This is a genomic window from Mariniradius sediminis (assembly GCF_021491425.1).
GTDB lineage: Bacteria > Bacteroidota > Bacteroidia > Cytophagales > Cyclobacteriaceae > Mariniradius > Mariniradius saccharolyticus.
In genome coordinates this window covers 202,740-218,516 of the sequence record NZ_JAKEVZ010000005.1, presented here as the reverse complement: position 1 = coordinate 218,516, position 15,777 = coordinate 202,740, and the positions used below count along the sequence as shown (strand labels likewise).

The following is a 15,777-nucleotide window of genomic DNA, read 5'->3' as shown; positions in this document are numbered from 1 at the left end:
CTATTGATCACCAGTAAAATATGGCGCAAGGAGAAAACGAGAATATTATTCCCATTAACATAGAGGAGGAAATGCGTGGTGCGTACATCGATTATTCGATGTCGGTTATCGTGTCGAGAGCCCTCCCAGATGTGCGGGATGGATTGAAACCTGTTCACCGCAGGATACTTTTTGGAATGCAGGAGTTGGGCGTGTTACACAACAAGCCATTTAAGAAGTCAGCAAGGATCGTTGGGGAAGTCTTGGGTAAATACCACCCACACGGCGACTCGGCAGTATATGAAACCATGGTGCGGATGGCGCAGCCTTGGTCCTTGAGATACCCACTTGTGGATGGCCAAGGGAACTTTGGTTCGGTCGATGGTGACAATCCGGCGGCCATGCGTTATACCGAGGCAAGACTGAAGAGAATTGCGGAAGAGTTACTTACCGATATCAACAAAGAGACGGTTGACTTCCAGTTTAACTTTGACGATTCGCTCAAAGAACCGGTCGTTCTTCCCGCAAAAATCCCTGCATTGCTGCTCAACGGAACTTCGGGTATCGCCGTGGGTATGGCCACCAACATGGCCCCACATAACCTCGGAGAAATCGTCGACGGCATCATTGCCTATATTGACAACAAAGATATTACCGTTTCGGAACTCATGGAGCGCATCACTGCCCCGGATTTCCCGACGGGAGGTATTATCTATGGATACAATGGCGTAAAGGCGGCATTCGAAACGGGACGTGGCAGGGTAATCCTCCGCGGCAAGGCCGAAGTAGAAACCAAGGAAGGCGGTCGTGAGGCAATCATCATCACCGAGATTCCTTACTTGGTCAACAAAGCGAGCATGATCGAAAAGACCGCGCAGCTGATCAACGAGAAAAAGATAGAAGGCATTTCAGCTATAAGGGATGAATCCGACAGACAAGGGATGCGGATCGTCTATGAACTGAAGCGGGATGCAATTGCCAATGTTGTCCTGAATAACCTGTATAAGCAAACACAGCTACAGACCTCATTTTCAGTCAATAACGTTTGCTTGGTAAAAGGGCGTCCGCAAACGCTTAACCTGAAAGATCTAATTCTGCACTATGTCAACCACAGACATGAGGTGGTCGTCAGAAGGACTGAGTTTGAACTGAAGGAGGCGGAAAAAAGGGCGCATATCTTGGAAGGCTACCTGATCGCTTTGGACCATTTGGATGAAGTGATCACGCTGATCAGAAATTCCCGCGACCCTGAGACTGCCCGCAACGGCCTAATGGAGCGCTTCAGCTTGAGCGAAATCCAAGCCAGGGCCATTTTGGATCTCCGACTCCAGCGCCTCACCGGCATGGAGCGCGAGAAAATCCAGGAGGAGTACAAAGAAATCATGGCCTTGATCGAAGAACTGAAAAGCATCCTCGAAAGCGAGGAAAAGCGGATGCAGATCATCAAGGGCGAACTCACTGAGATCAAGGAGCGATACAACGACCCACGTAGGACCACCATCGAGCACAATGCCGAGGACTTCAGCTACGAGGATATGATCCCGAATGAGGAAGTGGTGATCACCGTTTCCCACCAGGGATACATCAAGCGTACCGTCCTTACCGAGTATAGGACCCAAGGAAGGGGAGGAGTCGGTTCGAGGGGTGCGGTGACCAAGGAAGACGATTGGACAGAGTACCTGTTTACGGCTTCTACCCACAATTACCTGCTGATCTTTACGGATCACGGGAAACTGTTTTGGCTGAAAACCTATGCCATTCCAGAGGGCTCCAAAGCCTCCAAAGGAAGGCCGATCCAAAACTTGATCAATATTGATTCTGAGGATAAGATCCGCTCGATCATCCAAGTCGGTGACCTCAACGACGCGGATTATATCAACAACCATTTCCTCGTGATGGTGACCAAGCAAGGCATCATCAAGAAGACCACCTTGGAAGAATATTCCAGACCTCGTACCAATGGCATCATCGCCCTGAATATCAGGGAAGATGACCAGTTGCTGCGCGTGGACATGACAGACGGCGACTCGCACATCATCATCGCAGCCAAATCTGGAAGGGCCATCCATTTTCACGAATCAACGGTAAGACCTATGGGCCGAACTGCCACGGGTGTGAAGGCGATCACGTTAAGTGATGTTAAAGACGAGGTGGTTGGCATGGTTTGTGCACAACGGGAAGATGCCAGCCTGTTGGTGGTCTCCGAAAAGGGCTATGGCAAACGTTCTCCGCTTGATGAATACCGCATCACAAACCGTGGTGGAAAAGGTGTAAAAGCCATGAACATTACGGACAAGACCGGATACTTGGTCGCAATCAAGGAAGTGGTAGACAGCGATGACCTGATGATTATCAACAAATCAGGCATCACGATCCGGACTCCCGTCGCTGACCTTAGGGTAATGGGCCGTGCCACACAAGGCGTCAGGCTCATCAAACTGAGCGAAGGAGATGAGATTTCCTCGGTAGAGAAAATAAAGAAAGAGGAGGAAGCAGAAGAGGGGCAGACCCCGGCACCGGCTCCCGCCAATGAATAGGGATATTGAACTTAAACGAACCAAACAAATAGACAAATCAAAACCAAAATGAAAAAGTTAATCCTCTCAATGGCATTGGTGGCTTCGGCGACTTTTGCTTTTGCCCAAAAGAAGGTAGTTAGCTCAGCTGAAAAGAACTTCAAGAAAGGAGACTTAACAACCGCCTTGACCGAGATAGATGCTGCACTCGAAAATCCGGAAACCAAGGATGACCCAAATACCAGGTTGCTGAAGGCGAGAATCCAAACCAAACAGTTTATCCAAGATAGTTCGTATTCTGCTGCAAGTGTAGAAACCGGTAGAAATGCATTCGACAATTTCAACAAGACCATGGACATGGTCGGAAATGACAAGGAAAGCAAAGTTGGAAAAGAAGTCTACAAAAATGAAGATCCTTCAATTCCATTGCCAGAAAACCTGAAGCCGTATTCCATGATGTCATTGAGAAATGACGCATTCAACAAAGCGATCAACCGCTACAATGAAAACGACTATGAGATGGCATATGAGTTTTTTGCACTCTCTGCCGACATCGATCCAACGGATACGACTTCTGCATTCAATGCAGGTTATTTGGCAAATGATATCGGAAACTATGCAGGAGCAAAGAAATATTTCGAGAGGTTGATAGAAATTCCTGAATACAACAAACTGAATGCATATTACCTCTTGATCCAAATTGCAAGTTCTGAAGACCAGAATCCGGAATTAGCATATAACTATGTGACCAAGGCTAGAAAAGACTATCCTGAAGACAAGACGCTTTCTGAATTTGAAGTACAGTTGCTACTCCAAATGGACAAAATGGATGAAGCGATGACTTCCGTGAAGGCAGCTTTGGCTGGCGACCCTAACAATGCTGGCCTACTCTTGAGATATGGCTACTTATTGGAGCAATCCGGCGACATCGACGGTGCCTTTGTTCAATACAAAAAATCTGTAGAGGCAAATCCAGAGTTCTTCGAAGGAAACTACTACACAGGTGCGCTTTATTTGGACAAAGCCAGAAAAATCTTGGCTGAAGTGAACAACCTCTCCGACGCTGAATGGGAAAAAAGAGCTGAAGGTATGGGCAAAGAGGCCGACCAATTGTACAAAGATGCAATCCCATATTTTGACAAGGCTTTGGCAATCAAGCCTGAGAGCACAGACATTATGGAAATCCTGTTCAACATCCACAGCAGATTGAAAAATACCGCTGAGGCAGAAAAGATGAACCAGAAATTGATCTCTATCCTCGGCAAGGATTGGATGGAGAAATAAGATCTTCTGACAAAAGAGTAAAAAAAAGCCGTCCTAATTATTGGACGGTTTTTTTTTGTTTAATTCGCCTAATCGCTTTGAATTTCACAATGAGTTGATCAACTTTGACGCAAAAAAAAATGAAATTTTTTTTCATGGGGAAAGCCTTTCTGTTCTCATTCGTGATTATTGCTGTTTTGGAATTTCCCGTATGCGGTTCTGATTCAGTTTCTGTCAATAAAACCAAGAAGCAACCCAAATTCCAAAAACAGATCAGCTTTATCATGGAACAAGGGCCCATGCTTCCCAAAAATACCGAATGGGGTCAGCAGGTGGGTAGCACAATTGATTTTTCGGCGATTGATTTACGCCTGGGGTTCCGAAACACCCAGCCCAAACTCTACAATGTCATTTACAAATATCCGACATATGGGTTTGGCTATTTCCGCACCACGTTCAAAAACGATTTTATCGGAAAACCCAACGCGGTGTACATGTTTGGGGAGCTTCCCATCGGGAGGACTTTTGTGGATAACCGTTTGAGCTTCAGCATTTACATGGCATTTGGTTTGGCCTTCAACTTCAAACCATGGGATGCCGAGGATAATCCTCTCAATCAGTTCATTGGCTCCTACAACAACGGCTACGTCCACGTGGCGAGTACGGTGACATATCGCGTCAATGAGTGGGTTTCTTTGGATGGATCCTTGGGATTGAAACACTTCTCCAACGGCTCCTTTCAAAAGCCGAATTCAGGACTGAACTTTATTCCCTTTTCAATAGGGATTCGCACCAATCTGCACAAATGGTATCCCGAGCAAAATACCAAACCTGAGATTCCCGCCTTTATTCGCAACAACCAAGTCAATATATGGGGTACCGTGGGCGGAAAAAACTATCTGCCGGGCAGTGAAAGATACGTCAAGTATGCGCTTGGTGTGAACTTCCTAAGGCAGGCGGGGTATAAATTCCGTTACGGCCTCGGGATGGACCTTTTTTATGCGCCAGGCGGTTCGATGGATCCAAATTGGCAGAAGGATGCATTTTGGGATAAAGCTTCCCTAGCTTTTGTTTTATCCGGTGAATTGGTCCTTAAACCCAACCTCTTTATTCCGCTGGGTATTGGAGTATATGCCCACAGAAATCCGGCCAACGACGAGCCGAATTGGTACTATGAGCGAATTGGTGTCAAATACCGATTTTCAAACAAATTGTTCACTGCCATTACCTTGAAAGCCCACGCATTCAAGGCGGATATTTTTGAGCTGCAGATGGGCTATTCCATTTTTAAGGATAGAAATAAGTATTGATTGGACAAGGTATTCCAGCGTCTATCGGTCTGGACCGGATTATGATGTCTTGAGTAAATCCCAGCCGCTTTTTCGTAGCTTTGCAATGCTTTAAGGATAAATACCTTACCATGAAAAGAGAATTGCAGCTCCAACTGAGTCCGGCTGAGGCTTATGACTCGGATTTGTTTCGCGAGACAGTTTTGAAAAGGCTGAAATTGCCAGTCGCCGATCCACAAATTTTTGCACGACAAACAAAGCGTTCCATAGACGCCCGTGGGCGGCAAGTGAAAGTTTTGGTCGAAGCGGAAGTTTTTGTCCACGAGCCGCCAACGCCCTTGTCGGAACAAGACAGAGACTACCCCAACGTCAGCCAAGCCCCCCAAATTATCATTGTCGGTGCAGGACCCGCAGGCTTGTTTGCCGCTTTGCGGGCAATTGAGCTCGGCGTGAAACCCATCGTGATCGAAAGGGGCAAGGAGGTACGGGCGAGAAGGCGCGATTTGGCTGCGATCAACAAGGACCATATCGTCAATCCCGAGTCCAATTACTGCTTTGGGGAAGGAGGGGCGGGGACCTATTCCGACGGAAAACTTTATACGCGGTCTAAAAAACGCGGGGATATCCGGCGCATCATGGAAATCTTGGTTGCACACGGTGCCACCGAGGAAATTCTCGTCGACGCTCATCCACATATCGGTACCAACAAGCTTCCCAAGCTTGTGGAAGAACTCCGCAACAGCATCCTTCAGGCGGGTGGGGAAGTGCTCTTCGGGACCAAGGTAGTGGACTTCATTTTGGACAGAAACGAGATCAAAGGTGTCATCACACAGGATGGAGAAAAAATCCTTGGCCAAGGGGTTATCTTGGCTACAGGCCACTCCGCGCGGGACATTTTTCATCTTTTGAAATCAAAGAACATCCTTATCGAGGCCAAACCCTTTGCCCTTGGTGTCAGGATCGAACATGCCCAAAACCTCATTGATCGTATCCAATACCACTGCGAAGTGGACCGCGGGCCGTATTTGCCTGCATCTGCATATGCCTTGGTCCATCAAACCCTATGGCAAGGGAAACAGCGGGGCGTTTTTTCCTTTTGTATGTGTCCCGGTGGTTTCATCGTACCGGCGGCGACTTCCCCGGGGGAGATTGTCGTCAACGGGATGAGCCCCAGCCGACGCGACAGCAAGTTTGCCAACTCGGGCATCGTCGCCGCCGTGGAATTGGAGGATTTGCCGCAATATGAAAAGTATGGACCCCTTGCCGCCATGATGTTCCAAGCCGAAGTGGAGCAAAAGGCTTGGCTTGCTGGAGGCCAAACCCAAACGGCTCCCGCACAGCGGATGCTGGATTTTGTCAATAAGAAGATTTCGGCTGACCTGTTGGATACATCTTATCAGCCAGGCTTGCTTTCGGTGGATATGGATTCGGTGTTGCCGGATTTCATAGCCGAACGTTTGCGGCAAGGTTTCAAAGCCTTTGGGCAAAAGATGAAGGGATATCTCACGAACGATGCCCAAATCATCGGCGTCGAGAGCCGGACTTCGTCTCCCGTGCGGATTCCCCGCGACCGGGAAACCTTTGAACACCCGATCATCAAAGGCCTCTATCCCTGTGGGGAAGGCGCAGGCTATGCGGGAGGGATTGTCTCTGCTGCCATGGATGGGGAAAGATGTGCGGAGAAGTTGATCGAACAGTATGTGAGGACAGGCTCGCGCAACCAAAAGACAGTATAACAGATATCCTGGGTTGAAGAAATCCCAGAAATCCAGCAGTGTGGGGACTGGAGGAGGCATTTTATGAACTTGGGATCAATTCGTACCATCATTCCCCAGTGCCAAATCCTTTCCGCCCGCAATGCGCAGGAATTCTAAACCAGGTCAAATTCCGGTCTCCAGGCCTTTGGTTGGCCTGTGTAGAGGGATTCGTTGGCAAGCGCGACCGTGATGGCTGTCCTTCCAGCATTGATGACGTTGCAATTCGGTTCCGCTTTTTCCACCAAACAGCGGTAATAATCCTCCAAGGCATAAATCGAACCATCAAGGGTGGGCTGCGGGAGGATTTTGATCCCCTGTTTGTCGCTTGACCAAGTCAGCCGGGTGGCACCCGATACCCCATCCACCTGCTCCAATTCTTTGCGGGTTTCAGGTTCGGGGTAGAAAACCCCTTCGTTGGTCAGCAGTGAAATCATGCCCTTGTTGCCCTTGATCTTGAAGGAATATCCATCTTGTTGGTTGGCGCAGGTAGCACCAAAATTCCCGATCATGCCTTCCCTGTCGTACCGAAGGGTGACTTGGACATTGTCAAAAGTCTCCCTTCCGTCTTTGAAATAGTCGATTCCCCCAACCCCATACACCGAACTGGGACTTGTCTCAAAAACCCAATGAATGAAATCCATTTGGTGGGAAAGCAGTTCGGCCACCAATCCCCCGGAATACTCTTTGTACATCCGCCAGTTGATTTTTCGCTCCAGTTCAGGACTTGGCACAGGCCTTCTCCAATTATGGTTCCTGTCCCAACGGGCTTCCACTTGGGTGACTTTTCCCAACCAACCGTCCTTTACCATTTCCTTGACCTTGAAATAAAGCGGGGAATAGCGGTATTGATGCCCAACTTGCACCACCTGACGGGGGTATTGCTGCCGTATTTTGCTCAGGGAAAGTGTCTGATCCACATTGAAAACCATGGTTTTTTCCAGGAAAAGATGCTTTCCCGATTCCAAGACGGCCTTTGCGTGGTCAAAGTGCAGGTAGATGGGCGTGGCGACCAGAATGACGTCCAGGTCCTTTTGGTCCAGCAACTTCCGGTAGTCATCGTAAAACGAAACACCCGTGGGAAATTTTGACTTGGCCTGTTCGAGCCGCAAGGGAAGGTCATCACAAACGGCCTTGACCACATACTTATCCGGCATCCCGTTGAGTACGCGGTGAAGACCGGAACCGCGATCGCCGTATCCGAGGATTCCCACAGAGAAAACACGCTTTTCGGATGTGCTCGCCATGATAGGGAGCACCGTCGATGCAGACAACAAGGCACCCAACTTTACAAAATCTCTTCTTTTCAAGGTCTTTAGGTTTTGTTGTAGAAATATAGAAAATCTTTTCCCTTCGATCCGATCCTCGCTGCCGAAATCGTTGTTATTCCACAAAGTATTGCATGTGATTTCTCCGACAATGATTGACATCCACGCGCTTGGTTTGTCCAATAAAGCCTAAAAATCACTAACATTGACCCATGCTTTTTGCCATCGTAGATATCGAGACCACAGGCGGCAACCCGGGATTGGGTGGCATCACGGAGATTGCCGCGATCCTGCATGATGGCAGCAGGGTGGTGGATACCTATCATACCCTCATCAATCCGCAGCGACCGATTCCGGGCTTCATCACGGGACTTACGGGAATAGACCAAAAGATGGTCGAAAACGCGCCCACCTTCGCTGAAATTGCGGACGAGTTGTGGGACTTTTTGGAGGATGCGGTCTTCGTTGCCCACAACGTCAATTTTGATTTTTCCTTTATCAAATCCGCTTTTGAGGCCTTGGGAAGGAACTTCCAGGCCCGCAAACTCTGCACCGTACGGCTGTCGCGGAAAGTCTTCCCGGGATTGAGGTCCTACGGCTTGGGAAGGATTTGCAGCCACCTGCACATCGAAATCGAAAACCGCCACAGGGCCCTGGGCGATGCGGAGGCTACGGCCACGCTGTTTGGAATGATGATGGAAAAGGATGCATCCGCAGTCTTTGGCGCTTTGAAACAAAATCAGGGTACTTCTTTTCTTCCCCCAAATATCTCCATCAGCAGGTATTTGGAGATCCCCGAGGCCACGGGCATCTATTATTTTCATGACAACCAAGGGCAAGTCATTTATGTCGGTAAAGCCAACAACATCCGGGAGCGCTTCAAAGGTCATTTTTCGGGAAATTCAAAAGACAAACTTTCCCTCAAGAATGAAATCCACGACATTTCCTGGACACTGACGGGAAGCGAAATGCTCGCTTACTTGCTCGAAGTCCTCGAAATCAAGCGCATTTGGCCTAAGTACAACCAAGCTTCCAAGTTTCAGTCTTCCTCCTGGGCCATTTACCATTATCAGGATGGAAATGGTTTTGATAGGTTGCATGTGGGAAAATATGTGGCTTCGCTGAAACCAATCGCCGAATTTATGAACCACGCTGAGGCCTGGAAATTTCTCAAGGAGAAAGTGCAAGCCCACGAACTTTGCCCCAAACTGTCCGGAATCCAGAAAACCCCAGGACCTTGCTATGATTTTGCGGATGGAAAATGCCACGGCGCTTGTTGCGGTGTCGAAAGCGCGGAGAAGTATGCCGCCCGATTTGACGAAGCAATCCGCTCATTTTCCCAAAAAGGGGAAATCCTGATCAAGGATCGTGGCATTTCGAAGGACCAACAGGTAGCTTTATATTTTTTGGATGGGGTGTTTGCTGCCTACGGCTTCCTTGGAACTGACGAAGATTTTTCCGGCACCGAAACCGTGTTGGAGCGACTACATAAAGTAAAGCCCATTCCCGATACACGGTACATTTTCCGTTCCTTTCTCACCAAAATCCCCTTGAACCGGATTCAAGTGCTTCAGAAATAGCTATCTTGTTTTGGCCTTTTTCTTTTGCCTTATTTTGTTGTTGACCCTTACCAATCAAGCATAAAAACAGGTAAAATCAGAAGTTGGACGGTAGGAGTTGAATGTATCCCTATCTTACTTTTGATTCAAAACAATTTCTTGATTTTTGATTTCGACTAGCATTTGCGCAGCTTCTTCACCATTGATATACATGAATAGCACAGGGACATACTCCCTTCCAAACCTATCCTCTTTGACAAAAGCATAGGGGACCGGCCATGTAGAAGTAGTGATCAAGGCGGCTATGTAAATCTCACCGGCCTTAAAGGTGAGCTCCTCGAACTTCTTCATGTAAATCGTTTGAAATCGGTGGGATCCGGCAGGCACATATATCAAAGTTATTCGGTTCATCCGGATTGGTGTTTTGAGGTACTTTACGGTTTTACCTTGATCCTTCAATTCAGCTTTTCCCAAAGGGTGTGCGGATTCGTTGATAAAGAACAGTGCAGCCTTTCCCTGGAGGGAATCCTCGTGAATGGCATTTAACAGTATCGCAGGCAAATCTGCACGATTCACACTCCGATTTGCGACTGTGTCCGCATTTTCATTGTCTTGGGACCATACAGGGAATGATATGCCAATACAGGATATGAAAACAAGGAACATTGCCTTTTTCATAGGATTTGCAGGTTTTTAGGTTCAATAATTTCTATATGTCCATTCATGGATTTAGTCGAATACAATGGTCGCGACTGCACCCGCAGACAGCGTGACCGCACCGACCCACTTGTTGTTTTTGATGGCGAATGTTTGCTGCGCTTGACTATCGTTCAGGACAATCAGCACGTGCTTGCCATCCGGTCTGGTAAACGCCACATTGGGCAAGCCCTCGGGTTCGTTGCTGTCGATTCTTATTGATCCTGCGGGAACAAATTTAGATGCGTGGGCGATCACATAATAGGCCGGATTTCTGAGGACCTGGTTGATCTTGATCGTTATAGCACCGAGGCATTGGTCGCAACCGCCACGGTCGGTATGGGGTTTAAGGTCCGGCGCCGAGCTCAGGTTCCATTCCAAAACAGTCTTGGCCCAATTGCGCGGCGCACCGATAATCAGGTTTTTGACATGCCAGCGAAGGTCGCCCGCAAGATCCCCGGGTGCTCCTATCCACTGTTCCGTGAAATAGATGTTTTTGTCCGGATGGGCACGATGGACTTCCGAAAGCGCATCGATTTGCCCACCGTAAAGATGGAAAGCAGATCCGTCAATGTACTTTTTGGCTTCAGGATCATCCAAAATGCTGATCGGATAATCAGGTCGATCGGCATTGTGGTCGTAGATGATGATCTTGGTGGAAATGCTGTTTTTTTCGAACGCGGGCCCAAGATGGTTTTTCACAAATTCCGCCTGTTCCTCGGGAAGCATCAGCAGGCTTGGGTTGTTGCCGGGATGCAGGGGTTCATTTTGTATGGTAACGGCATCAATCTTGAAACCCAAATCCGCCATCGCCTGGATATACTTCACGAAATAAAGTGCATAGATGGAATAGTACTGCGGCAGCAATTTTCCGCCCCGCGTGTCTTTGTTGTCCTTCATCCACGCCGGAGGCGACCACGGCGAGCCCATCAACTTGATTTCCGGGTTGATTGCCATGATTTCCTTCAAAATCGGAATCACATCCAAGGTATCTGGCCCTAAGCTGAATTTGGTCAATAGCGAATCCAAATGTCCGTCCTCGACATCATGATAGGAAAAAGGATACTCATTGAGGTCTGAAGCGGCGACAGAAAGGCGCAAATAATTCACCCCGATTTCCCCCACATTTTGCCCAAATAGCTCCTGGAGAATTGCATTTCTAGATTCATTCGTCATCCCGAGCAGGTGCTTCGCGCTTCCCTGCGTCAAAGTAAAACCAAAACCATCCATCGTCTGATAGCTGATCGAGGGATTGAGCTCGATGGTGGGCAGTTCGGTTGACATCTCAGCTAGCAAGAGATCGTCTTGTTGCAGAAAGTGTACTCCTTGGGATGGGTCGGTAAGCCAGAACTGGGCGTTTTTGGTTGGTCTTTCGCAGCCGAAAACGCCAATGGCTAGAATCAGGATAATCTTATGGAGATGCTTCATGGGGAAAAGAAAGAGCCATGAAATTACGTGAAATTTCATGGCTCTGAAAATGGTTGTTCAGGTTCAATTAGAACGCCAAGGCTGCGGGTCCAAGCTGACTTTTGAGTGGTCCGAGCAGCTTGTTGACACTACCGTTGTACTTGCCCAACAGCGACTGGCCCAAAAGGCCCATGAGGAAGTTTTGGCGGATTTTCTTCAGATCGAGGAACTTGCTTTTCTTGGCATCGTCGGAAAGATTGCCGTTGAGGACGCCAAACACGTCATCGACAAAAGATTTGTTGTTCGCCTTGAGCTTGGTTGTCTGATCCGCAGAAAGTCCAAGCCCATCGGTTTTGTCGAGGATTCCAAGTACTTGGGAGGCCAAATCCACCCCAGGGACTTTGAGTTTTTGTGCTTCTGCCTCGACGCCAAAAATGGCAACGAGAAAAATCAAAACGGAAAGTGTGAAGAGTTTTTTCATAAAATAAATGGTTTAAGAACCTCTAAATTAATGTTTTTTCAAGGGATATTGCTAGAAGACTCAAAGATTTCGTGTCAAGTTTTCGTTAAAATTTGCTCCTAACCGCAGTGTTATATTTCTGTTCTGAATTTTCTCATCGATAAAGGTCCATGTGCAGCGATTTGAGTACAGCTGCGGGAAACTTAATAACCCGCCGATCATAGGTCATCAAGCCATTCACTTCTACCTCCACGTCGGTGGTTTGGGTATATACTGCGGCGGCAAGCCCTTTCGGGATCAAATCCTTAAGGTCTTTGATCAGTGATTTGTAACGCTCCAACAATTCAGCCTCCGTCTTGAAAGATTGATAGCCCCAATTGTCTTTGTTTTGCCAAGTATGCCCTTCTACAGGAAGCCCAAGTCCACCGTATTCACCCAGAACCAGAATATTCATTTTGCCAAACAAATCCGGCGAGGGCATTACCGGATCGGGATAGTTGTGGACATCAAAAATATCCCCCGCGATCTTATTCCCATTCAACTCAAAATTTCCCCCTGAAGCGGAATTGACTAAGCGGCTAGGATCATGCTTTTTGGTCCATTCAGCAATTTCGGCTGTTTTGAATTGTCCCCAAGCTTCATTGAATGGAACCCAAACCACGATAGAGGGGAAATGGTAGAAAGCATCCATGATGGCTTTCCATTCTTTTTTATAGATAGCCTCGGATTCTGCCGTTCGATTTTTGTCCATGTTCTTTCGAAGAATACCCGGCTTCGGTTCCCAGACATTGCCCATGTCTCCGCTTGGCATATCCTGCCAAACCAAGATGCCCAAACGGTCACAATGGTAATACCAACGTGCGGGTTCGACTTTCACATGCTTGCGGATCATGTTGAAGCCCATTTCCTTGGTTTTGATAATGTCAAAAGCCAATGCCTCATCGGTGGGGGCGGTGTACAAACCATCAGGCCACCAACCTTGGTCAAGCGGACCGTATTGAAATAGGGGTTTGTCGTTCAATTCCATGCGCAGCATACCGTTTGCGTCTGCCTTGGCACTGATTTTCCGCAGGGCACTATAGGATTTGACTGCGTCGACCACCTTGTTTCCCTTTTTCAATTCAATAACAAAATCATAGAGTTGTGGTGAATCGGGAGTCCAGCTTTTCGGGTTTTGGATCGTCAATACCTGCTTTTCGCCCACAGCGCCGCTAAGCCTACCGACTTCTTTTCCATTGTCCATTGCAAGTAAGGACAGGACCAATCCCGCCGTACTGCCCGCGGTCGTGGTTTGAATTTCGAAAGACCCCCGGTCCCAATTTGGCGTGATCTTGAGATGAGAAATGTAGGTCTGCGGTACATACTCCAGCCAAACTGTCTGCCAAATCCCCGTGGCAGGCGTGTACCAAATTCCACGTGGTCGCTTTGTTTGCTTCCCGATGGGCTGTGGTCCATCGTCGCTTGGATCCCAAACCCGGACTTGGATATTTTGGGATTCGCCTTTGAGGAGAAAATCCGTGATATCAAATTGAAACGGGTCGTAGCCGCCTTGGTGGATTCCTACGGATTTTCCGTTTACAAATACCTCCGATTCCCAATCGACCGCCCCGAAATGCAGCAAAACCCGTCCTTTTCTCTTGTTGGCAGCGATAGAGACGGTTTTCTGGTACCACAGTTCTTTGCTGGCTCCGACAGGCTTGGCTACGCCCGAGAGGTAGGATTCAACGGGGTAGGGGACTAGTATCTTTCCTGCAAAATCACCCGGCCTTGCGCCTTTGTCTACAATGGCATAGTCCCAGACACCATTCAGGTTCTGCCAATTGCCACGCTCCATTTGGGGCCGAGGATACTCAGGGAGTGGATTTTGTTTGTCTACCTTTTCGGCCCAGGGACTCAGGATGGGATTTGTTTGGATTTGTTGCGCATGGACCGATAGGATTGCTGTAAACAAAAGCAGCAAAGCCGAAAGGGAAAGGTTCTTCATGGGTTTGAGGATTTATTATCGGAAGGGGTCTCTGTATTTTTCCTGCTGTCACATTGTGAAGGCATGTTTCCAAGATAATCCATAAATTCAAGAATCAAAAGGGAGAATTGTACCTCGAAATCGCAATCGTTTCCGTATTTGCACCTATAGGATGTTGAATAAACCTGCCTAAATCAGGAATTTGGACCATATAAAATCAAGACCATGCCCCGAAATAGACCATTGTTTTTGGTAGCGCAGCCGTTTCTCCTCGCATTTGCCTATCTCTCATTCCAAACCGAATCCATCGCCCAGAATACCCAATGGCGTACACTTTTCAACGGAAAGGACCTTAGCGGGTGGAAGGCGGTGGCAGGTGAAGCCGAATTCAAAGTGGAAAATGGCGTCATCGTTGGCTATGCCAAAGCGAATACACCCAATACCTTTTTGATTACCGAACAGCAATTTGGGGATTTTGTCCTTGAACTGGACCTGAAGATCGAAAACCTCTCAAGTAACTCCGGCATCATGGCACGCGGACAGTATGATCCCAAGGCCAGGGAAGGCCAAGGGCTCGTCTTCGGCTACCAAATCGAAGCAGACCCAACATCCAGGGCTTGGTCGGGCGGAGTTTACGACGAGGCGCGCCGTGGTTGGCTGTACCCCTTAGATCTCAATCCGGCGGCCAAATCAGCCTTCAAGATGGGAGAGTGGAACAGTTACCGGATCGAAGTGATCGGAAAGGAAATCAAAACCTGGATAAACGGACAGGAAGTCGCCTACGTCGTGGACGACATGGATGCCCGTGGATTTATTGGACTTCAGGTACACAGCATTTCGGATGCCAAGGATGCCGGCAATAAGACCTATTTCAGGAATATCCGCATCCAAACGGAAAACCTAAAACCCAAGGCTTTCAAAAAAGACCTCTTTGTGGTGAATACCGGGTTGAACGAGCTCACTGCCTACGAAAAAGGGAACGGCTGGAAACTGCTGTTTGACGGAAAAAGCACAGAAGCCTGGGTAGGCGCCTACAAAGAGACCTTTCCACAAAAAGGCTGGACAATCCAAGACGGGATTTTGAAGGTGGAAGGCACCGATGGTGGCGAATCCTCCAATTTTGGGGATATCGTGACGAAAGAAAAATACGCTGCCTTTGATTTTGCCTTTGACTTTAAAATCACCGAAGGCGCCAACAGCGGCGTAAAATATTTTGTCACCTTGAAGGAAAACAATTCCGGTTCGGCAATCGGCTTGGAATACCAAATCCTCGACGACGAGCGCCACCCCGATGCCAAGATGGGACGGGAGGGCAACCGTACCTTGGCCTCGCTCTATGATTTGATCAAGGCCAACAAGCAGGCACGCTTTGTCAAAGGACCCGGGGAATGGAACAAAGGCCGCATCGTGGTCTATCCCGATAACCGCGTCGAACATTACCTCAATGGCGTCAAGGTCGTGGAATATGTACGTGGATCGCAGGAGTTCCGCGATTTGGTGGCCATCAGCAAGTACAAGGTTTGGGAAAACTTCGGTGAAGCGCCCGAAGGCCACCTGTTGCTTCAAGACCACGGCAATGAAGTGCATTTCAAAAACCTGAAAGTCAAAAAACTCAAATAACCC

11 protein-coding genes are annotated in these 15,777 nt (G+C 48.2%); 6 read left to right on the top strand and 5 right to left on the bottom strand.

Annotated features, from left to right (window positions below):
- Positions 1–20: 20 nt before the first annotated feature.
- The 4 genes from gyrA to L0U89_RS08355 all read left to right on the top strand — a co-directional run bounded on the left by gyrA (position 21) and on the right by L0U89_RS08355 (position 6,783).
- Positions 21–2,516 (top strand): DNA gyrase subunit A, encoded by a 2,496-nt coding sequence (gyrA, locus tag L0U89_RS08370; protein WP_234861119.1) that lies wholly within the window; start codon positions 21–23, stop codon positions 2,514–2,516.
- A gap of 48 nt (positions 2,517–2,564) precedes the next feature.
- The gene (locus tag L0U89_RS08365; RefSeq protein ID WP_234861118.1) at positions 2,565–3,779 is read left to right on the top strand and encodes a tetratricopeptide repeat protein; all 1,215 of its coding nucleotides are present in this window, start codon (positions 2,565–2,567) and stop codon (positions 3,777–3,779) included.
- A 119-nt stretch (positions 3,780–3,898) separates the two neighbouring features.
- Entirely contained in the window at positions 3,899–5,068 is a 1,170-nt protein-coding gene (locus L0U89_RS08360; protein WP_234861117.1) for an acyloxyacyl hydrolase, read from the top strand.
- Between the two features lie 110 nt (positions 5,069–5,178).
- Complete coding sequence (locus L0U89_RS08355) at positions 5,179–6,783, top strand: NAD(P)/FAD-dependent oxidoreductase (protein WP_234861116.1); 1,605 nt, start codon at positions 5,179–5,181, stop codon at positions 6,781–6,783.
- 134 nt (positions 6,784–6,917) lie between these two features.
- On the opposite strand, the gene L0U89_RS08350 is transcribed toward L0U89_RS08355, so the two are convergent.
- Entirely contained in the window at positions 6,918–8,111 is a 1,194-nt protein-coding gene (locus tag L0U89_RS08350) for a Gfo/Idh/MocA family protein (RefSeq protein WP_234861115.1), read from the bottom strand.
- Between the two features lie 170 nt (positions 8,112–8,281).
- Between L0U89_RS08350 and L0U89_RS08345 the strand changes: the two genes are divergently transcribed.
- Positions 8,282–9,649 carry an exonuclease domain-containing protein gene (locus tag L0U89_RS08345; protein ID WP_234861114.1) on the top strand — a complete coding sequence of 456 codons (1,368 nt, stop codon included), beginning with the start codon at positions 8,282–8,284 and terminating at the stop codon, positions 9,647–9,649.
- A 114-nt stretch (positions 9,650–9,763) separates the two neighbouring features.
- On the opposite strand, the gene L0U89_RS08340 is transcribed toward L0U89_RS08345, so the two are convergent.
- From L0U89_RS08340 to L0U89_RS08325, 4 genes are all read right to left on the bottom strand, one after another.
- On the bottom strand, positions 9,764–10,306 hold the full coding sequence (locus L0U89_RS08340; protein ID WP_234861113.1) for a hypothetical protein: 543 nt from the start codon (positions 10,304–10,306) through the stop codon (positions 9,764–9,766).
- A gap of 51 nt (positions 10,307–10,357) precedes the next feature.
- Positions 10,358–11,791 carry a glycoside hydrolase family 30 protein gene (locus tag L0U89_RS08335; protein WP_234861112.1) on the bottom strand — a complete coding sequence of 478 codons (1,434 nt, stop codon included), beginning with the start codon at positions 11,789–11,791 and terminating at the stop codon, positions 10,358–10,360.
- 28 nt (positions 11,792–11,819) lie between these two features.
- Entirely contained in the window at positions 11,820–12,212 is a 393-nt protein-coding gene (locus L0U89_RS08330; protein ID WP_234861111.1) for a hypothetical protein, read from the bottom strand.
- A gap of 133 nt (positions 12,213–12,345) precedes the next feature.
- Positions 12,346–14,175: a glycoside hydrolase family 2 protein gene (locus tag L0U89_RS08325; protein WP_234861110.1), complete on the bottom strand. Its 1,830-nt coding sequence runs from the start codon at positions 14,173–14,175 to the stop codon at positions 12,346–12,348.
- Between the two features lie 204 nt (positions 14,176–14,379).
- Between L0U89_RS08325 and L0U89_RS08320 the strand changes: the two genes are divergently transcribed.
- A complete protein-coding gene (locus L0U89_RS08320; RefSeq protein WP_234861109.1) occupies positions 14,380–15,774 on the top strand; it encodes a 3-keto-disaccharide hydrolase in 1,395 nt (464 codons plus the stop codon).
- The last annotated feature ends 3 nt before the right edge of the window (positions 15,775–15,777 follow it).

What these genes read in the sequence shown, in the direction of transcription:
- L0U89_RS08335 (WP_234861112.1), bottom strand. Translation starts at nt 11,791, where the DNA reads ATGAAATTTCACGTAATTTCATGGCTCTTTCTTTTCCCCATGAAGCAT.
- L0U89_RS08360 (WP_234861117.1), top strand. Translation starts at nt 3,899, where the DNA reads ATGAAATTTTTTTTCATGGGGAAAGCCTTTCTGTTCTCATTCGTGATT.
- L0U89_RS08365 (WP_234861118.1), top strand. Translation starts at nt 2,565, where the DNA reads ATGAAAAAGTTAATCCTCTCAATGGCATTGGTGGCTTCGGCGACTTTT.
- L0U89_RS08355 (WP_234861116.1), top strand. Translation starts at nt 5,179, where the DNA reads ATGAAAAGAGAATTGCAGCTCCAACTGAGTCCGGCTGAGGCTTATGAC.
- L0U89_RS08320 (WP_234861109.1), top strand. Translation starts at nt 14,380, where the DNA reads ATGCCCCGAAATAGACCATTGTTTTTGGTAGCGCAGCCGTTTCTCCTC.
- gyrA (WP_234861119.1), top strand. Translation starts at nt 21, where the DNA reads ATGGCGCAAGGAGAAAACGAGAATATTATTCCCATTAACATAGAGGAG.
- L0U89_RS08345 (WP_234861114.1), top strand. Translation starts at nt 8,282, where the DNA reads ATGCTTTTTGCCATCGTAGATATCGAGACCACAGGCGGCAACCCGGGA.
- L0U89_RS08325 (WP_234861110.1), bottom strand. Translation starts at nt 14,175, where the DNA reads ATGAAGAACCTTTCCCTTTCGGCTTTGCTGCTTTTGTTTACAGCAATC.
- L0U89_RS08340 (WP_234861113.1), bottom strand. Translation starts at nt 10,306, where the DNA reads ATGAAAAAGGCAATGTTCCTTGTTTTCATATCCTGTATTGGCATATCA.
- L0U89_RS08330 (WP_234861111.1), bottom strand. Translation starts at nt 12,212, where the DNA reads ATGAAAAAACTCTTCACACTTTCCGTTTTGATTTTTCTCGTTGCCATT.